Source organism: Chromobacterium piscinae (assembly GCF_021129175.1).
Lineage (GTDB): Bacteria > Pseudomonadota > Gammaproteobacteria > Burkholderiales > Chromobacteriaceae > Chromobacterium > Chromobacterium piscinae.
Genome location: NZ_JAJOHV010000092.1, coordinates 1 through 18,320 on the forward strand (window position 1 = coordinate 1; position 18,320 = coordinate 18,320).

The following is an 18,320-nucleotide window of genomic DNA, read 5'->3' on the forward strand; positions in this document are numbered from 1 at the left end:
GGCCAGCTCCGCCACCTGGGCGCGGCGGCCGCCGGACGCGGCCGCGCCGGACTCGCGCTGTTGAAGCGAGTGGGTGACGTCGAAGATCACCGGGCGGTTGCCGCTGACTTTCTTCATCACGCCGAAGCCCAGCATGTCTACCACCAGGTTGTCGTAGCCGAGGCAGGTGCCGCGGTCGCACAGGATCAGTTGCTCGTTGCCGGCTTCGACGAACTTCTCCACCACGTTCTGGATCTGCGCCGGGCTCATGAACTGCGGCTTCTTGATGTTGACGGCGCGGCCGGTCTTGGCCAGCGCTTCCACCAGGTCGGTCTGGCGGGCGAGGAAGGCCGGCAACTGCACCACGTCTGCCACTTCGGCCACCGGGGCGGCCTGCCACGGTTCATGCACGTCGGTGATCACCGGCACGCCGAAGGTATCTTTCACCGCCTGCAGGATCTTCATGCCTTCTTCCAGGCCCGGGCCGCGGTAGGAATGGATAGACGAGCGGTTAGCCTTGTCGAAGCTGCCCTTGAACACGTAGGGGATGCCCAGCTTCTGGGTGACGCGAACGTATTCCTCGGCGGCGCGCAGCGCCAGGTCGCGGGATTCCAGCACGTTGATACCGCCGAACAGCGTGAACGGCGCTTCGTTGCCGACGGTGACGGACGGGGAAAGTGTGACGTTGATCAAGGGATTCTTCCTGTGTTCGTGCGCGGCCGCAGGCAAGCGGCGGCCGATTGGGCAAAGCGACATGATATACCCGCGGCGCGGCGCGGGCCATCCTGGCGCTCAGGCGCCGCCTTGCGCCACCGTTTCGGGTACCGCGTCGCGCGAGCGGACACAGGCGTCGATTGAGTCGGCCGCGCCGCTTTTCTTCAGCTCCGCGCACCATTTCTTTTTCAATTGCAGATTGATCGCGCAGGCGTTAGCGACCGGTTTGCCTGGTTCAATCTTGTACGATTTTGCGGTCGAGAAGATGCAGGACTGCATCTTGGGGCTTTCGATCTCGTCCGTTTCGTAGCGCTGCTGGCAGATGGCGATGGCCCAGTGCAGCGGCTCGCCCGGGGCGTTGGCCGGACAGGCGGCGAGGGCTGGCAGGCTGGCCGATGCCAGGGTGAGGGCGGCGAGGAGGCTGCGCATGGTGTGTTTCCCGGCGGGTACGGATGATCGAGGGCGGGATGGTAGCATGGACGGTTTGTCGCCGCGAGAGACGCAGCAATGCCGAGCGGGTATAGTGGGCGCTTCGCTGTTTTACCAAGGATAACGCCATGGCAGACCTGTCCGCTTTCCCGATCGCCGGCAAATGGCCGGCCAAGCATCCCGACCGCCTGCAGCTGTATTCGCTGCCGACGCCCAACGGCGTCAAGGTTTCCATCATGCTGGAGGAAACCGGCTTGCCGTACGAGGCGCATCTGGTCAGCTTCGAGCGCAACGATCAGCTGTCGCCGGAATTCCTGTCGCTGAACCCGAACAACAAGATCCCGGCGATCCTGGATCCGGATGGCCCGGAAGGCGAGCCGCTGGCCTTGTTCGAATCCGGCGCCATCCTGATCTATCTCGCCGACAAGACTGGGCAGCTTCTGCCCAAGCATCCGGCCGCGCGCTACGAAGCCATCCAGTGGCTGATGTTCCAGATGGGCGGCGTGGGGCCGATGTTCGGCCAGCTAGGCTTCTTCCATAAGTTCGCCGGCAAGGATTACGAGGACAAGCGCCCGCGCGACCGCTACGTCGCCGAGTCCCGTCGCCTGTTGCAGGTATTGGAGGGCAGAATGGCCGGCTGCGCCTGGATCATGGGCGACGAATACACTATCGCCGACATCGCCATCTGGCCGTGGGTGCGCAATCTGGTGGGGTTCTACGGAGCAGGCGAGCTGGTGGGTTTCGATGACTTTCCCAACGTACAGCGCGTGACGCAGGCCTTCGCCGAGCGGCCGGCGGTGGTGCGCGGCCTGGCTATTCCGGCGCGGGATTGAGACGGAAGAGATACGGAGCGGCGATGAGATTCCGATAACTCGCGGTGCTGGCCGCATTCTGCTGCGCCGCCGCGCAGTTGGCTGGGCGATGTCGGCAAGGTGGAGTTAGAGGAGGTCCATCAGCTGGCGCTGAAAGGCGGCGAGAAGGCCTATCTGGCGTCGGCGGAGTTTCCCCGATCGGGGGCGCAACTTCATGCAAGGCTATGTGTTAGCCCGTCCGGCGCTGGGCAAGGCCATCGTGCTGGATGGCTTTGGCGGACAAAGCAGCGATGTGACTGTACTGTCCCATGACGGCGGCAAAGGCTATATGGTGATTCTGGGCAGTTCGATCTCCGGCCAAGGCAATTTCGACGCCACGTATAGCGTGGTGCTGTTCGACGGCTGGAAGCCGCGGATGCTGTTCAAGGCCGAGGAAGGAAATAATTTCGGCGATTGCGGCGACGAGGGCAAGGTCTGCGAAGGCCGCCAGGTGTTCCAGAACCCGCTGGCGGGGCCCGGCGGCCAGCCTCAGCTGGCGGTGACCGCCGTCCGTTACTCCGGGCCGGATGGAAGACGGACCAAGGCCAGCGTCAGTTCGAAGGTCGTCACGCTTGCCTACCCTAACACCCGCCAGTCCAACCCAAGATGTTCCACTCGGTTCTGTCAGAGGGGCTGAGTGATGCCGGAAGGACCGGCGTCCCAGCACAGGCCCGCTTCCGGCGGCGTCAGCGCAGCGAGCTGCGCTTCACGTGCGGCTCGCGCATGCTGTCGCTGTCGATCTTCCAGCCGCCGCCCTGTTTGACCACCACGTAGCGGGCCTTCTCCTCGCCGCCCTTGGGGTGGGGTTTGGCCTGTTCATCGGACTGCCGGGTCGGGTCCAATTGATAGCGGACCACGAATTCGCAGCGGCGCGGGCCGCATTGCCGCGGCTGCACGCCATAGCCGGTGATCAGCGTCACCACGTCCCAACCCGGCTCGTCCTGATAGTTGGCGAAGTAGCGAGCGGCCGGATATTCCTGCAGCCGCATGCCGGCGGCGTCCTTGGCCAGATAGTTTTTCAGCATGGTCTGCGGCGAACCGGAGGCAGAGGCGAATGGCGCGGCCAGCGCCAGGCAGACCAATGAGGTGCTTGCGTTCATCATGGAACACTCCTTGTCATTATCATAAGGCCGAGTGTCAGGCGATGGTGAGCATGCTGGCGTAGCAGCGGGCCATGTCCATGATCGCGACTCGGCCGAAGCGGTCGAACATCAGCCAACAGTCCCCATGCATTTTCGTCCGGATATGGACGCCTGCAGGCCAGGAGAACGCGATATCCGGATACTGTTCGCCGTCGCGGGCCAGCACCACGCAGGCATCGTTCTCCTGCCGCAGCGATACGGCTAACCCTGTTCGGCCCAGAGTGGCGTTGATCGCTGCTCCAGACATCTGGGGCGGCAGAGCCAGACCATGTTCCTTCTCTTTTCCCTGGAACTGGACGACCAGCCAGGGGCTCTCCTTCTCATCCCACGCCATCCAGAAATAGCGATAGCCGCCCCATGGCGAAGGAATGACCGAGACCTCGGCCTTCTTCTCCAGCGCTGGGATATGGCCGCGCGACTCGAGCCGCCTGCCAGGCAGGCTGTATTGCCACAACAGCATTTTATTGTCTGGGTCGGCCAGCTCGTACTGTTCGCAGGACGGACTGCGCAGAATGCGGATTGCGCGGCCCGGCAGCTTGTCTATCTGCCATAGCACGCGGCTGAGCCCATGTCCGGTATCTAATATCCGGATCGCGTCTCCCTGGCCGACCGTCCAGCCGACGCCGTCGAAGCTTGATGCGTAGCAATCGACGAGGATGGCGCCCAGGTCGCGTTGTTCGCGCGTTACCAGGTCCAGCCGTTGCACGCATAGCATCTCGCCGCGGTAGATCGCGGCAAGGGCGACATGGCCGCTGTCGGCAAGCACGATGTTGTCCGCCGGCGCCGCGAAATGGTGGAGGACCTTGCCTCTGTCGTCGCGCAGGGTTACGCCGGCCTCGCCTTGCGCGACTAGCAGGCGGAGATCCGGCAGCAAGGCGATATCGGATACTGCTTGGCCGATGGCGGCGGGAACGGATATCCAGGATACCTCCTTTTTGTCGGCAAAGGGGTTGGGTTTGGGCGATGGCAGCTTCCCAGGCAGATCCGCGCACAACAAGGGATCCTGAGCGATGTCCAGCAGACGTTGCAGCTGCTGAGCGCTGAGTCGGCCCATGCCCTTGTCTTGATCGACCAGCCAGGCGTTGAACAAGGCGCGCGCAAGCAGACGGGTTTCATCGTTATGGCTGTCCAGCGCCAGCAAGGCGTGGGCGATCGCGGCGCGTTCCATTCCGCGGTCGTCGTCGTCGCGTATCGATAGGACGTGCTGCTCCTGGCTGTCCAGAGAATGAGGCAGCAAGCGAGCCCGTCTTACCAGCGCTTCGGCGGCCAGGCTGCCGCCGGCCTCTTCCGCACGCTGCAGCCATTCAATCGCGCGTTCCCGCATCGACTCTATTGGCCAGATCGCCTGCGCGGCGTCCAGCCAGCGGCCCTGGTCGACCAGAGCTAGAGCCCACTCCTCGCGAAGCTGCCGCGCGGCTACCGGCCAACGGGACTCCAGCAGGGCGATGGCTTCGGCGAAGGCGTTGTCGCGCCTCGCCACCGCCATCGCGCGCGGCAGATCGCCGGCTTTGCACATCAGGCGAACGATCAACCCGGCTTCCATGTCCCAGAGCAGGGCCAGTTCCGCAGCCTGGCTGTAGCGTTCGTGCCGTTCCAGATAGTTGATCGCTTCTGCGTGGGATTGCAGCAGCTCGGCCAGCACGAATACCGCTTGGTCGACATTGCCTTCCCGGTCCAGTTTTTCAAAGGTCTTGCGGTAAAGCTGGCGCAGATGGCGGCTTAGATCATCGCCAAAATACATGGAGGGACCGGCGGCGCCGTTTCTTATCCCCAGCTTAAAGTCATGGCGGGCATGCGGCACGCCGAAGGCCTGGCCGGGGCTGCCGCCTTCTCCTCCCAGCGGGATGGCATGGCGCAATGCGTCCTGCAGGCGGCCATTTTCAAACATCTCCAGCATCTGGCGCATATAGGCGGCCTGGCGGCGGCCCAGAATGCCCGACAGATGGCTGGTCATCGCCGCGCGGGCCAGCCAATCGCGCCAGGCTTGGGGCATCGCGCGCTCCACAGTTCGCCTGGCGGGAATCAGGGCTTGGGCGATGGCGCCGGGCTTTCCTGTCTTGCCGGTTCTGCCAGCCTGTTCCGGACTGGGGGGCCGGGCAGGGGTAGATGCCTTCTGCGGGGCGGATTCTTGTCCTTTTTGCCATGAACGAACGGCCAGCGCGATCAGCATCAGCCAGGGGAAAAAGTGGGGGGAGGATGAATCAGATACTCTAGACGCGGATCCGCCGTCGTCACCGGAAGAGGCGATGAAGGCGCCCAGAGCCAAGCAGGCGCTGAGCATGGCCACCACGATCAGCGGTTTGCGCCAAGCGGGCGTGCTGGCCATGGCGGCCGGCGGTGGAGCGCTTTCTCCTTGCAGGGAGCGGAGAAACTGCTTTTGCTCGTAGCTGGCGACGGGCACCTGTTTTCCCAGCAACTGGCGGATACCTTGCGTGGTGGCGGCCAGCGGCTGTTCCAGTTTTGCTTCGGCGATGCGGCAATCGTACATCGCATGAATGACGGGAGCCGAAACGTCCAGCCATTCACCAGGTTTGAGGATTTCGGCGTTGGCCAGCAGCATGCCTTGCACCTGGCCGCCCCGAACCAACCACAGGTCAGCCAGGGGCAGTTTTTCATATTCGTCGGCCTCTATCTGCGCAGAGGACAACGTGCGGCCTAGCCGTTGCAATGGCCAGCCAGGCACGCGTTCGCAATCCTGTTCCATGGGCGCTGCATAGCGCAGCAGATCGCCTTCCGGAAAACGGTAAGCGGCGGCGCCCGCGTGCCAGTTGGCCAGGATGCGCATTTTGCGCTCGGCCTCTCCGTATTGATCGGCGGGGAGCCAGATGCCGGACAGCCATGCGCGGCCGCGCAATACTGGGTGGCGTATTTCGGAGCCGAAGGCGGGGGTTTCAGCCATGTCCTTTCCCTTCGGTCTGGTTTTGCAGATGGAGAATCACGGCGCGTGCGGAGAGGGAGTACACAATCAGCTCTCTTTGTTCGGTCAACAGAGCGATGCCGGCGCATGACGGGGTATAGCTTAGCCGGACGATCGGCGATGCGGTCTGGTGCAGGGGCAGTATTTTGTCCTCGTCCAGCAGGGCGATCTGATTCTGTTTGTCGTGTACCAGCAGCAAACGGGGTTTGTCGGTCAATTGCACGCCTATCGCGCGCCAGCCTGGGGGGAGCCGGCATTCGCGGCCATCGATCGCGCCGCCGGCGCCTCCGGCATGGAGCCGCCAGGTTTCCGGTTCGCCGCCGTGGGCCAGGACCGCGCAGGCGAAGCGCCGGTCTTGCGGCAGCGCGTGCAGCAGCACCCGGCTATCGGCGAGGCAAGGGATGCCGGGCGCGGCTTCCGCCGTTTTCCGGCCGGGACTGGCGTCCAGCCTGCCTAGACGGAGTTGGCCGTCCTGGCTGCGGGCATACAGCAGGGAGACGGCATCGATCTGGCAGAGGGCCAGCACGCCGTCGCATTCTCGCCGCATGGGGCCGGTTTCGGCTGAGCGTCCGCTTTCCCAATAGACAAGGTTGCCGCTCAAGTCGCGCAGATACAGCCGGCCGCCGGATTTGCCGGACAGCCAGGCTGCATCCAGCAGGGCCGCGGAGCCTGGAGAGGCGTGGAATTCGGCTTGCGGCGGCAGAGGTACCTTGCCGATCCGCGGAAACTGCAAGCAGCTAAGCTGGGCGCCATGCTGAACCACGGCGCCTAGGGTCTTGGAGGTGAATGCCTGCGCCAGCAGGCAGCCGGCCTTGTGCCATTGCAGCTGGCGCGCTTTCTGTTTTGAAGTTTGTCCCGGTTTGGATACCGGCAGCATCAAGGCCGCATAGCCGCCCTGAAGCGAGACGGCGACGTGGCGGCCATTGGGAGACAGCAGCGGCGCGTGGCGAAGGGAAAAACGCCGCGTCTCGGTCTGCACGATAGCCTGGCCGGGTTGGAAGCGGCCTTGCAGCAGCGCGGCGCCTGCATCGCCGGACGGCAGCGGCAGGGTCAACGACCGCTCGCCGCGGCGATCGCGGATGGCGACTCGCAGCGCTTCGCCGCGCAGAGTGGGCGCGATGTCGACCTGATGGGTGAACTGCGGCGCGAGCAGGCCTTGTTTGTCCAAGGGGTAGCCTATCAGCCAGCACTCGTCGACTAAGGGCAGTTCCGACAGGTTTTTATGCCATTCCTGATACAGCGGCTGGTCAAAATTGCGGTAGGCGCGCGCGCGTAATAGCCGTTTCAGCTCATCGGGTTCGGCGCCTACCCGCCATTCGCCTGGAGCTTGCAAGCTGCCCCAATGGAATTCGCCGCCGGCGGCCTTCGCGCGGCGATCCAGCAGGATGCACAGCGCCAAATGGGCGAGCCTGGGGGCGCCTAGTTGCCAGTTTCCTGCATGGAAGAGCGCGACGATGCGCCGGTCAGCCTGGCGTTCGCGAGGCGTGGGCGACAGGAACAGATGTTCGCCGCTGGCAGCGCGGCGCAGGAATTCGTCAGGGATTTCGTCGGCCAGCAGCCATTCAGATGCCAGCAGATGTTCATAGGGACCGCGGCGGCGCAGGTCGTCCAGGCCTTGCGGGGCCAGCTCGTCGCCGCGACTGGCGTCATGATAGCCGCCCAGGGCCGGAGCAAGGCGCCGCAGCAGTTCGCCCAGCTCGGCAGCGAGCTCGGCGGAAAAGCCGCTCAGACAGTCATGCCACGGCATGAGCGCTTCGGGTAATCGCATAGGTATTGTCAGCTGGAATTCAGGAGCGGTATGCGCCGCTCCATCGACGGCGGATGTCGGCCAGCAAGTCGTCGCTGGCCGGCAATTGCCGGTTCAAGGGAATGATGAGCGCAGGCTCGCGCCAGATCAGCATCGGCCAGACCGGGGCGCGGGCGTCGAGCGCGCTGGCCAGCGCGTCGGTGGAGACGTCCGGCTGCCACTTCGTCGGCAGCCACAGCTGTCGGATCGAATCGTCCGGACGGGCGTATTCGACGCCCTCGACCCATGGCAGCGCGGTTTCCGGCCCCAGCGCTACCAGCAGCCGTTCGCCGGCAGTCAGCATCAGCGCGCTGCGCCGCTCAGCCGACATGGCTTCCAGCCGTTTCAGCAGGCTCTCGGCGACATCCCCGAAAGCGACCGCTGCCTGGGGGGCGGCAATGCCGCTCTCCGGAACAGGCTGCCAGCGCCAAGGGATGGTGGAACCGTTCATGCGGGCTCCGCCAGGCGCGCGGTCAGCTTTTCTCGCGAGGCGGCCAGTTCATCAGGCATGCCATCCGCGCTGAAGTTAGCGTCGATCTCGCGCAGCAGGGCTTCGATGGCAGACCGGTCGGTCTCCGCGTTCAGCGCGGATTGAGCGTTTTCCATCAGGCGGCTGACGCGGGACAGCGGCTGCACGGCCGCGGTTTCCACCGCGCTGGCCAGCACGCCATTGGCGCAAGCCGCCAACTGTTCGCGCAAGACTTCCCGGGCTTGCTGCTGAGCTTCCTGGGTCGGCAGCGCGTACAGCAGCGGCCACAGGTCGGAGGCATCGGCGCTCATGCGCCCGGCAAGCACTGCGGCGGCGGCGATCAGACGTTGGGATTTGACGATGCGCCGGTCAGACAAATTGATGCCGGCGCCGCGCAATTGACGGATCGCCTGCGCCAGGATGGGGCGGACCGCGCTCATGTCCGCTTCGCGCGCCGCCGCGCACAGCAGGTCGATGTCTGCGAGGCTGATTTCGGTTGCCGCAGCGGGCTGATCGGCTTGCCAGCCGCCCTCAAGCATCGCTTCCAGTTGATGATCCGCAGCGGGCTCGACGAAGGCGTGAAGCAGGAAGCGGTCGCCGAAGGCAGCCAGCGAGGCGTCGTCAGGCAAACTGTTGGCTGCGCCGATGCAAACCCGCAGTGGGCAATGCAGCTGGGTATGGCCTCGACGGAAGCGCCGCTCGTTCAGGATGCCCAGCAGGGTGTTGAGGATGGCGGTGGAACCGAGGAATACCTCGTCGAGGAAGGCGACTTCGGCCTCCGGCAGCATTCCGGCGGTGTCGGTCTCTACTGAGCCTTCGCGCAGCTTGCGCAGGTCTACCGGGCCGAACAGCTCGGAAGGCTCTGTGAAGCGGCCGAGCAGGTATTCGAAGTAACGGCCGCCCATCGTCTGGGCGACCCGGCGCACAACGGCGCTTTTGGCTGTGCCGGGAGGGCCAATCACCAACAGGTGTTCCTGGGCAACGGCGGCCAGCATGATCAGTTCTGCCAACTGGTCCCGGCCGACCAGGCCACGGGTTGCGGTGCGGATGCCGGCTCGCACCTGTTGGGCGGCCTGTTGTGACGGAGAGGTCATGATGTTGACATTTAAAAATTAGTAATGATCCCAAACTTTCCGCATCGCGTCAAAATGTTAATGTATTGTAACGATATGTTAATTGGTGTGTTCGCGAGCGGGGCTAGACCGGCGCGCGACATGCCTTGATTTAATTAAGTACTTAGTGTTTTAATCGAGCGACCGCTGAAAGATTTAAATAGGCGGCAATAATATGCGGGTTAATGTATCAAATCAGCCTGACACAAGGTGCAGGCAAAACACTACAAGGTGCATGCATGAAACGAAAGATTGCTGTCTTGCTGGCCGGCCTGGCTTTTTCTTCCGCCGCGGCTTCGGCGGCTCCGATGGTGCTGACTTATTACTCGGATTATCAGGGTAATTATGCAGCGCTGACCAAGTACTACTCGAACTTCAACGCGGTTTCCGTCGACTTCTACAACATCACCAAGGAAGGCGTGATCACCGGCAATGGGGCGGCCACGCCGACTAATGCGCTGTCATTCTTGCGAGACAGAAAAATCGCCGCCTATGGCTGCATTTCCAATGTCGACAGCGATTGGAGCGCGGATATCGCCCATGCGGTTTCGACCACCGCGTTGAATCAGTCGGTGGCCAATCTAGTGAAGTTCGCCCAGGCCAATGGCTTTGCCGGCATCAACATCGATTTCGAGGCGGTGGCGCAGGGCGACCGCAACAATTTCAGCAACTTCATCCAGGTTTTAGGCCGGGCATTGCATGCCAATGGGCTGAAGCTGATCGTCAGCGTGCCGGCTTTCTCCACCAAGGATGAGAACCACGAGGCCAATTATGGCTACGATCTGCGCGCGCTGGGCGCAGCGGCCGATTATCTGCAAATCATGACTTATGACGAAGCGATTCCTACCTGGCCCCCGGGGCCGGTGGCGGGGTCTGACTGGATGGAAAACGATCTGGACTACGCTGTATCGCTGGTGCCGGCGAGCAAGATATTGAACGGCATTCCCGCCTATGGCTATGACTGGAAGTCCGACAACAGCGGCAAACAGCTGTTCTGGAGCAAGACCCAGGCCTTGATCGCCCAGTATGGCGCCAAGCCGCGCTACGATGCCGGCACTCATTCCGTCAAATTCACCTATGCGGCGAAGGATGGCAGCGGCCTGCATACCGTCTGGACGGAAAACGCGCGCAGCGTGGCGCTGAAGGCCAGCCTGGTGAACGCTTACGGCCTGGGCGGCACTTCCTTGTACGCGCTGGGTATGGAAGATGCCGGCTTCTGGGCCGCGGTGAAGCAGGGCCTGGCGCAGCAGTAGCCGAGTGTCGGTAATGAAAAACCGGGCCTAGGCCCGGTTTTCTGTTTGGGGCGGCGGGATTACCAGCGGCCGCCCAGCGCGGCGATCAGCGCCACGCTGCCGGTGTACTGGCGGTTGACCACGGTCCAGAGGTTGTTCTCTGCCGCGATGCGGGCGTTTTGCGCCGACAGCACGTTCAGGTAGGCGACGGTGCCGGCCTGGTACTGGTTCATCGCGATGGTCTCCGCCCGCTTGGCCGCGGCCAGCGACGCGGTCTGCATGCCATACTCTTCCTTCAGCAGGCTCTGCGCCGACAGATTATCCTCCACGCCTTGCAGCGCGGCGAGCACGGTCTGGCGGTAGCTGGCCACGCTGGCGTCGTAGCTGGCGATCGCCTGGTCGGTCTGGGCGCTGCGCAAGCCGGCGTCGAACAGCGTCAGCGCCAGCGAGGGCCCGATGGACCAGATGCGGTTGGGCAGCGTCACCCAGTCGGCGAAGCTGGAGCCGCGGTAGCCGCCGCTGGCGCCCAGCGTCAGCGTTGGGAAGAAGGCGGCCTTGGCGATGCCGATCTGGGCGTTGGCGGCGGCCATATTTCGCTCGGCCGCGGCCACGTCGGGCCGGCGCTCCAGCAGCGCCGACGGCAGGCCAGCCGGAATCTGCGGCAGGTGGGGCGTTTCCGTGGCCGGGGGCAACCCGAAGCTGGCCGGCGCCTGGCCCAGCTGGGCGGCGATTGCGTGCTCCAGCTGGGCGCGGGTCAGCCGCTTGTCCACCACCGCGGCTTGCGCGGTGTGCCATTGGCTTTCGGCCGAGGCCACGGCGTCGTCGCCGACGATGCCGGCGGCGAACTGGTTGCGCGTCAGCTTCAGCGCTTCGCCCAGCGCCTTCTCGCTGTCGCGCAGATTGGCCAGCTGCCGGTCGGCCACCACCAGCTGCAGGTAGGCGGTGGCCAGCTGCGCCTGGCTGCTCAGGCGGATGGCGGCCAATTGGGCTTCCGATGCCTGCTGTTTTGCCTTGCCGGCCTCCACCTCGCGCCGCACGCCGCCCCACAGGTCCACTTCCCAGCTGGCGGACAAGCCCAGGTTGTAACTGGTGGATGCGCCGGCGCCCGGGGAGGAGACGCCGCGGTTCTGGGAAGCGTTGGCCGACAGCGACGGGAACAGCCCGGCCTGGGCCTGGCGCAGCTGGGCCTGGGCCTCGCGGTACTGCGCCTCGGCCTGGGCGATGGTGGGGCTTTGTTTATTCAGCGTGTCCATCAGGCCGTTCAACGTCGGGTCCTGGAATGTCGTCCACCAGTCGCCGCGCGGCATCGCGTCCTGCGGTTCGGCGGTTTTCCAGCGGCCGTCTTCCTTGAAGCTGGCTGGGATGTCCAGCTTGGGTTTGACGTAGTCGGGGCCGACGGCGCAGCCGGCCAGCGCGGCGGCGATGAAGATGGCGCTCAGGCCGTGTTTCAGCGGTGTTGTTGTTCTATTCATGGCAATCATTCCTCTTTGCCGCCGGCCAGCGCGTGGCCGCGGCTGCCGCGCCATTTCAGGCACCACAGGCGGAAGCGGTCCAGATACAGGTAGACGATGGGGGTGGTGTACAGCGTCAGCAACTGGCTGAGCAGCAGGCCGCCGACGATGGAGATGCCCAGCGGGGTGCGCATTTCGGCGCCGTCGCCATGGCCCAGCGCCAGCGGCAGCGCTCCGAACAGCGCCGCCATCGTGGTCATCATGATGGGACGGAAACGCAGCAGGCAGGCCTGCAGGATGGCCTCCTGCGGCGGCAGGTTCTGTTCGCGCTCGGCGGTGAGCGCGAAGTCTATCATCATGATCGCGTTCTTCTTGACGATGCCTATCAGCAGCAGGACGCCGATCAGCGAGATGATGTTGAACTCGCCGCCGGTGGCCATCAGCGCCAGCAGCGCGCCGACGCCGGCGGAGGGCAGGGTGGAGATGATGGTGATCGGATGCACCACGCTCTCGTACAGCATGCCCAGCACGATGTAGACCGCCACCAGCGCCGCCAGGATCAAATAAGGCTGGCTGTCCAGCGAGGCCTGGAACGACTTGGCTGTGCCCTGGAAGCTGGCGTGGATGCTGCTGGGCAGGCCGATGTCGGCGATGGCCGCGTCTATGGCCAGGGTGGCGTCGGACAGCGAGTAGCCCGGCGGCAGGTTGAAGGAGATGGTGGTGGCGGCGAACTGGCTTTGGTGGTTGACCGACAGCGAGGTGTTGGTCGGCTTCCAGCTGGCGAAGGCCGACAGCGGCGTCGGTTGGCCGCCCGGCGTTTGCAGATAGATGTCGCGCAGGCTCTCCGGGCTCTGCCAGTACTGCGGCGCCACTTCCAGCACCACGTGGTACTGGTTGAGCGCGTTATAGATGGTGGAAACCTGGCGTTGGCCGAAGGCGTCGTTCAGCACCGAGTCCACCTGCGCCTGGGTCAGCCCCAGCCGCGCCATCGCCGCGCGGTCGAAGTTCAGCGTGGTTTGCAGCCCCTTCACTTCCTGGTCGTTGTTGAGGTCGGCCAGGAAGGGGATCTTGCTCATCGCCTGCTGCACCTTGGGCGTCCATGTGCGCAGCTCGTTCAGATCGTCGCCCTGCAGCGTGTACTGGTATTGCGCGTTGCTGGAGCGGCCGCCGATGCGGATGTCCTGCACCGACTGCAGGAACAGCTGGGCGCCGGGTTCCGCGGCCAGCTTCTTGCGCAGCCGGGCGATCACCTGGTCGGCGTTTTCCTTGCGCTCGGACAATGGCTTCAGGCTGACGAACATATTGGCGCCGTTGCGCTGGCCGCCGCCGGTGAAGCCCACCACCTTGTCCACCGCCGGATCGGCGCCGACCACATTGATGAAACGTTGCAGTTTGACCTGCATCGCCTGGAAGGAAATGCTCTGGTCGGCGCGTATCATGCCGGTCAGGCGGCCGGTGTCCTGCTGCGGGAAGAAGCCCTTGGCGATCACCACGTACAGGAACACGTTGAGCGCGATGGTGGCGCCCAGGATCGCCATCATCAGCCGGCTGTGGCGCAGCGCCCAGGACAGCGAGCGGCGGTAGCCGTCCAGCATCGCGTCGAACACGCGCTCGCTCCATCGGAACAGCTTGCTCGGCTCCTTGCGCGCGTCATGCGCCTTCAGCCAGCGCGCGCACAGCATGGGCGTGGTGGTCAGCGACACCACCAGCGACACCATGATCGCCACCGACAGCGTGACCGCGAACTCGCGGAACAGGCGGCCGATGATGCCGCCCATCAGCAAAATGGGGATGAACACCGCGATCAGCGAAATGCTCATCGACAGCACGGTGAAACCCACCTCGCGCGCGCCTTGCAGTGCCGCCTGGAACGGCTTCATGCCGTCTTCGATGTGGCGCGAGATGTTCTCCAGCACCACGATGGTGTCGTCGACGACGAAGCCGGTGGCGATGGTCAGCGCCATCAGGCTGAGGTTGTTCAAGGAAAAACCGGCCATATACATCACGGCGAAAGTGCCCACCAGCGACACCGGCACGGTGATGGCTGGAATCGCTGTGGCGCGGCCGTTGCGCAGGAACATGAACACCACCAGGATCACCAGCGCGATGGAGATCGCCAGCGAACGCTCCACTTCGGACAGCGAGGCGCGGATGGTGGGCGTGCGGTCCATCACCTGGTTGATCTTGATCGCCGACGGGATGGAGGCTTGCAGTTGCGGCAGCATCGCCTTCACCCGGTCCACCGTCTCGATGATGTTGGCGCCGGGTTGGCGGAACAGGATCAGCATCACCGCCGGCTGCTTGCCGAGCATGCCGGCGTTGCGCAGGTCCACCACCGAATCCTTGACCTCGGCCACGTCGGAGATGCGCACAGCGCTGCCGTTCTTGTAGCTGACGATCAATGGCAGGTAGTCGCTGGCCTTGCCGGCCTGGTCGTTGGCCTGCACCTGCCAGTGCTTGTCTTCGTTTTCCAGAAAGCCCTTGGGCCGGTTGGCGTTGGTGCTGGTGATGGCGGAACGCACCGTTTCCATGCCGATGCCGTAGTGGTTCAGCTGCGTCGGGTTCATTTCCACCCGCACCGCCGGCTGGGCTCCGCCGCCGATGATCACGTTGCCGATGCCGTCCACCTGCGACAGCTTCTGGCCCAGGATGGAGTCCGCCGCGTCGTACATCTGGCCGCGGGTCAGGCTGTCCGAGGTCAGCGCCATGATCATGATGGGCGCGTCGGCCGGATTCACCTTGCGGTAGGTCGGGTTGGACGGCATGCCGGTGGGCAGCAGCGAGCGGGCGGCGTTGATCGCGGCCTGCACGTCGCGCGCGGCGCCGTTGATGTCGCGGTCCAGGTCGAACTGCAGCGTGATGTTGCTGGAGCCCAGAGAGCTGGTCGAGGTCATCTCGGTGATGCCGGCGATCCGGCCCAGCGCGCGCTCCAGCGGCGTGGCCACGGTGGCGGCCATCGTCTCCGGGCTGGCGCCGGGCAGCTTGGCCGACACCGAGATGGTGGGGAAGTCCACCTGCGGCAGCGGCGACACCGGCAGCAGCTTGAAGGCGATGGCGCCGGCCAGCAGGATGGCCAGCGTCAACAGCGTGGTGGCCACCGGCCGGCGGATGAAGGGGGCGGACGGAATCATGCGTCCACCTCTTCCGCCAGCTTAGGCTTGTCCTTGCGGCCGAAGCGCCGCGCCAGCCGGTCGAAGGCCAGGTAGATCACCGGCGTGGTGAACAGCGTCAGCACCTGGCTGACCATCAGGCCGCCCACCATGGTGATGCCCAGCGGCTGGCGCAGCTCGGAGCCCATGCCGCCGCCCATCATCAGCGGCAGCGCGCCCAGCAGCGCCGCCATCGTGGTCATCAGGATGGGGCGGAAGCGCAGCAGGCAGGCTTGGTAGATCGCTTCGCGCGGGCTCATGCCCTGTTCGCGTTCGGCCTCCAGCGCGAAGTCGATCATCATGATCGCGTTCTTCTTCACGATGCCGATCAACAGGATGATGCCGATGATGGCGATCACCGACAGGTCGGTGCCGGACACCATCAGCGCAAGCAGCGCGCCGATGCCGGCCGAGGGCAGGGTGGAGAGAATCGTGATCGGGTGGATATAGCTCTCGTACAGCACGCCCAGCACGATGTACATGGTCACGATGGCGGCCAGGATCAGCCACAGGGTATTGGACAGCGATGCCTGGAAGGCCATCGCGGCGCCCTGGAACTTGGTGTCCATGCTGGCCGGCAGGCCCAGCTCGGACTCGGCCTGGCGGATGGCGTCCACCGCCTCGCCAAGCGACGCGCCCTGTTTCAGGTTGAAGGAGATGGTGGCGGTGGGGAACTGGCCCAGATGGTTGATGGCCAGCGAGGCCGGACGCTCCTCTATGGTGGCCACCGCGTCCAGCGGCACCGGCCCGCCGCTGGCGGTGGGCACGTAGATGCCCTTCAGCGACAGCGGATCGCGCTGGTGGTCCTTGTCCACCTCCAGCACCACGCGGTACTGGTTGGTCTGGGTGAAGATGGTGGAGATCAGCCGCTGGCCGAAGGCGTCGTACAAGGCGTTGTCGATGGCCGCGGTGGTGACGCCCAGGCGCGAGGCGACGTCGCGATTGATGTTGACGTAAGCCTGCAGGCCCTTGTCCTGCAGGTCGCTGGCGACATCGGCCAGCGCCGGCTCCTGCTGCAGCCGGTGCACCAGCTTGGGCACCCAGGCGGACAGATCGTCCTGGCTGGTGGCCTGCAAGGTGAACTGATACTGGGTGCGGCTGACGCGGGCGTCGATGGTCAGATCCTGCACCGCCTGCAGGTACAGCGACATGCCCGGCACCTCGTCGGCGCGTTGCTGCAGCCGAGAGAGCACGGTGCGGATGTCGTCGCGCTCGCCCTTGGGCTTCAGATTGATCAGCAGGCGGCCGCTGTTCAGCGTGGCGTTGGTGCCGTCCACGCCGATGAAGGACGACAGGCTGTCCACCGCCGGGTCTTTCAGCAGTTGCTCGGCCAGTTTTTCCTGGCGGTCGGCCATCGCGGTGAAGGAAATGGACTGCGAAGCCTCGCTGATGCCCTGGATGGCGCCGGTGTCCTGCAGCGGGAAGAAGCCCTTGGGCACCCAGACGTACAGCGCCGCGGTCAGCGCCACGGTGCCGACGGCCACCAGCAGCGTGGTTTTTTGGCGATCCAGCACCCAGGTCAGCATCTTGCCGTAGCGGGCGATGACGTCGTCGAAGAACTTGCCGCTGGCGTGGTAGAAGCGGCCCTGCTTTTCCTCCGGCACGTGCTTGAGCAGCCGCGCGCACATCATCGGCGTCAGCGTCAGCGAGATGAAGGCGGAGATCAGGATGGACACCGCCAGCGTGACGGCGAATTCGCGGAACAGCCGGCCCACCACGTCGCCCATGAACAGCAGCGGGATCAGCACCGCGATCAGCGAGATGGTCAGCGAGATAATGGTGAAGCCGATCTGTTTGGAGCCTTTCAGCGCCGCTTCCATCGGCTTCTCGCCTTCCTCGATGTAGCGGGCGATGTTCTCGATCATCACGATGGCGTCGTCGACGACGAAGCCGGTGGCGATGGTCAGCGCCATCAGCGTCAGGTTGTTGATGGAGAAGCCGGTCAGGTACATCACGCCGAAGGTGCCCACCAGCGACAGCGGCACCGCCACCGCCGGAATGATGGTGGCCGGCACGTTGCGCAGGAAGACGAAGATCACCATCACCACCAGCGCGATGGCCAGCATCAGCTCGAACTCCACGTCCTCCACCGAGGCGCGGATGGTCACGGTGCGGTCGCTCAGCACGTGCACGTCCACCGAGCCGGGCAGGGTGCCCTGCAATTGCGGCAGCAGCGACTTGATGCGGTCGGTCACCTGGATCACGTTGGCGCCCGGCTGGCGCTGCACGTTGAGAATGATGGCCGGCGTGGCGCCGGACCAGGCGGCCAGCCGGGTGTTCTCGGCCGACTCCACCACCTTGGCGACGTCCCTGACGTAGACCGGAGCGCCGTTCTGATAGGCGACGATGACGTTGCGGTACTCCTCGGCCGACTGCAACTGGTCGTTGCCGTCCACGGTGGAGGCCTGGTTCGGGCCGTCGAAGCTGCCCTTGGCCTGGTTGACGTTGGCGGCGGCGACGGCGGTGCGGATGTCTTCCAGCGTCAAGCCGCGCGAGGCCAGCGCCTTGGGGTTGCTCTGGATGCGCACGGCCGGCCGCTGGCCGCCGCTGATGCTGACCAGACCTACGCCGGGCACTTGCGACAGTTTCTGGGCCAGGCGGGTGTCGACCATGTCCTCCAGCTTGGTCAGCTCCAGGGTGGGCGAGCTGATGGCGACGGTGAGGATGGGCGTGTCGGCCGGGTTGACCTTGTTGTAGACCGGCGGGCTGGGCAGGTCGGACGGCAGCAGGTTGCCGGCGGCGTTGATCGCCGCCTGGACTTCCTGCTCGGCCACGTCCAGCGTCAGGTCCAGGCTGAATTGCAGCGTGATCACCGAGGCGCCGCCGGAGCTGGACGAGGACATCTGCGACAGGCCAGGCATCTGGCCAAACTGGCGTTCCAGCGGCGCGGTGACCGACGAGGTCATCACGTCTGGGCTGGCCCCGGGGTAGAGCGTCACCACCTGGATGGTTGGATAGTCGACTTCCGGCAGCGCCGATACCGGCAACATTCTCCAGGCGACCAGGCCGGTCAGCAGGATGGCCACCATCATCAGAGTGGTGGCCACCGGCCGCGTAATGAACGGACGGGAAGGGTTCATGCGCAGTCC

13 protein-coding genes are annotated in these 18,320 nt (G+C 64.8%); 3 read left to right on the top strand and 10 right to left on the bottom strand.

All coding sequences use genetic code 11. The features are described 5' to 3' along the window. Positions 1 to 672 (bottom strand): 3-deoxy-8-phosphooctulonate synthase (gene kdsA, locus LQR33_RS19980; protein WP_269326292.1); only part of this gene is annotated, 672 nt, incomplete at its 3' end. A 99-nt stretch (positions 673 to 771) separates the two neighbouring features. Then, positions 772 to 1,122, bottom strand: coding sequence for a hypothetical protein (locus tag LQR33_RS19985; RefSeq protein ID WP_166440691.1), 351 nt, complete (start codon positions 1,120 to 1,122; stop codon positions 772 to 774). Between the two features lie 128 nt (positions 1,123 to 1,250). Here LQR33_RS19985 and LQR33_RS19990 point away from each other — a divergent pair, with 128 nt between their 5' ends. After that, the gene (locus tag LQR33_RS19990) at positions 1,251 to 1,955 is read left to right on the top strand and encodes a glutathione S-transferase N-terminal domain-containing protein (protein ID WP_231470185.1); all 705 of its coding nucleotides are present in this window, start codon (positions 1,251 to 1,253) and stop codon (positions 1,953 to 1,955) included. Positions 1,956 to 2,148: 193 nt separating this feature from the next. Next, complete coding sequence (locus LQR33_RS19995) at positions 2,149 to 2,610, top strand: hypothetical protein (protein ID WP_221668025.1); 462 nt, start codon at positions 2,149 to 2,151, stop codon at positions 2,608 to 2,610. Between the two features lie 49 nt (positions 2,611 to 2,659). Here the strand turns inward: LQR33_RS19995 and LQR33_RS20000 are convergent, their stop codons facing one another. Genes LQR33_RS20000 through LQR33_RS20020 form a run of 5 tightly spaced genes read right to left on the bottom strand, consistent with a single transcriptional unit; the run spans position 2,660 to position 9,381 of the window. Then, positions 2,660 to 3,076, bottom strand: a complete 417-nt coding sequence (locus tag LQR33_RS20000; RefSeq protein ID WP_221664112.1) for a hypothetical protein — start codon at positions 3,074 to 3,076, stop codon at positions 2,660 to 2,662. A gap of 34 nt (positions 3,077 to 3,110) precedes the next feature. Continuing rightward, positions 3,111 to 6,014, bottom strand: coding sequence for a bpX6 domain-containing protein (locus LQR33_RS20005; RefSeq protein WP_231470186.1), 2,904 nt, complete (start codon positions 6,012 to 6,014; stop codon positions 3,111 to 3,113). Further along, positions 6,007 to 7,779, bottom strand: coding sequence for a hypothetical protein (locus tag LQR33_RS20010; RefSeq protein ID WP_231470187.1), 1,773 nt, complete (start codon positions 7,777 to 7,779; stop codon positions 6,007 to 6,009). The genes LQR33_RS20005 and LQR33_RS20010 overlap by 8 nt, the downstream gene beginning before the upstream one ends. 40 nt (positions 7,780 to 7,819) lie before the next feature. Beyond that, positions 7,820 to 8,269: a bpX5 domain-containing protein gene (locus LQR33_RS20015; RefSeq protein ID WP_231177805.1), complete on the bottom strand. Its 450-nt coding sequence runs from the start codon at positions 8,267 to 8,269 to the stop codon at positions 7,820 to 7,822. Then, on the bottom strand, positions 8,266 to 9,381 hold the full coding sequence (locus LQR33_RS20020) for an AAA family ATPase (protein WP_166440684.1): 1,116 nt from the start codon (positions 9,379 to 9,381) through the stop codon (positions 8,266 to 8,268). The genes LQR33_RS20015 and LQR33_RS20020 overlap by 4 nt, the downstream gene beginning before the upstream one ends. A 257-nt stretch (positions 9,382 to 9,638) precedes the next feature. On the opposite strand from LQR33_RS20020, the gene LQR33_RS20025 reads away from it, so the two are divergent. After that, entirely contained in the window at positions 9,639 to 10,652 is a 1,014-nt protein-coding gene (locus LQR33_RS20025) for a glycosyl hydrolase family 18 protein (protein ID WP_231470188.1), read from the top strand. Between the two features lie 59 nt (positions 10,653 to 10,711). Here LQR33_RS20025 and LQR33_RS20030 read toward each other — a convergent pair whose 3' ends face one another. The 3 genes from LQR33_RS20030 to LQR33_RS20040 are packed head-to-tail and all read right to left on the bottom strand — an operon-like array spanning position 10,712 to position 18,311. Next, positions 10,712 to 12,103 carry an efflux transporter outer membrane subunit gene (locus LQR33_RS20030; RefSeq protein ID WP_231470189.1) on the bottom strand — a complete coding sequence of 464 codons (1,392 nt, stop codon included), beginning with the start codon at positions 12,101 to 12,103 and terminating at the stop codon, positions 10,712 to 10,714. 5 nt (positions 12,104 to 12,108) lie between these two features. Continuing rightward, on the bottom strand, positions 12,109 to 15,213 hold the full coding sequence (locus LQR33_RS20035) for a multidrug efflux RND transporter permease subunit (RefSeq protein WP_231470190.1): 3,105 nt from the start codon (positions 15,211 to 15,213) through the stop codon (positions 12,109 to 12,111). Continuing rightward, on the bottom strand, positions 15,210 to 18,311 hold the full coding sequence (locus tag LQR33_RS20040) for an MdtB/MuxB family multidrug efflux RND transporter permease subunit (RefSeq protein WP_231177794.1): 3,102 nt from the start codon (positions 18,309 to 18,311) through the stop codon (positions 15,210 to 15,212). Before LQR33_RS20040 ends, LQR33_RS20035 begins: the two co-directional genes overlap by 4 nt. Positions 18,312 to 18,320 lie beyond the last annotated feature (9 nt).

Coding starts and splice junctions, on each gene's coding strand:
- LQR33_RS20035 (WP_231470190.1), bottom strand. CDS start 15,213: ATGATTCCGTCCGCCCCCTTCATCCGCCGGCCGGTGGCCACCACGCTG.
- LQR33_RS20010 (WP_231470187.1), bottom strand. CDS start 7,779: ATGCCGTGGCATGACTGTCTGAGCGGCTTTTCCGCCGAGCTCGCTGCC.
- LQR33_RS20000 (WP_221664112.1), bottom strand. CDS start 3,076: ATGATGAACGCAAGCACCTCATTGGTCTGCCTGGCGCTGGCCGCGCCA.
- LQR33_RS20040 (WP_231177794.1), bottom strand. CDS start 18,311: ATGAACCCTTCCCGTCCGTTCATTACGCGGCCGGTGGCCACCACTCTG.
- LQR33_RS19990 (WP_231470185.1), top strand. CDS start 1,251: ATGGCAGACCTGTCCGCTTTCCCGATCGCCGGCAAATGGCCGGCCAAG.
- LQR33_RS19985 (WP_166440691.1), bottom strand. CDS start 1,122: ATGCGCAGCCTCCTCGCCGCCCTCACCCTGGCATCGGCCAGCCTGCCA.
- LQR33_RS20020 (WP_166440684.1), bottom strand. CDS start 9,381: ATGACCTCTCCGTCACAACAGGCCGCCCAACAGGTGCGAGCCGGCATC.
- LQR33_RS20005 (WP_231470186.1), bottom strand. CDS start 6,014: ATGGCTGAAACCCCCGCCTTCGGCTCCGAAATACGCCACCCAGTATTG.
- LQR33_RS20015 (WP_231177805.1), bottom strand. CDS start 8,269: ATGAACGGTTCCACCATCCCTTGGCGCTGGCAGCCTGTTCCGGAGAGC.
- LQR33_RS19995 (WP_221668025.1), top strand. CDS start 2,149: ATGCAAGGCTATGTGTTAGCCCGTCCGGCGCTGGGCAAGGCCATCGTG.
- LQR33_RS20025 (WP_231470188.1), top strand. CDS start 9,639: ATGAAACGAAAGATTGCTGTCTTGCTGGCCGGCCTGGCTTTTTCTTCC.
- LQR33_RS20030 (WP_231470189.1), bottom strand. CDS start 12,103: ATGAATAGAACAACAACACCGCTGAAACACGGCCTGAGCGCCATCTTC.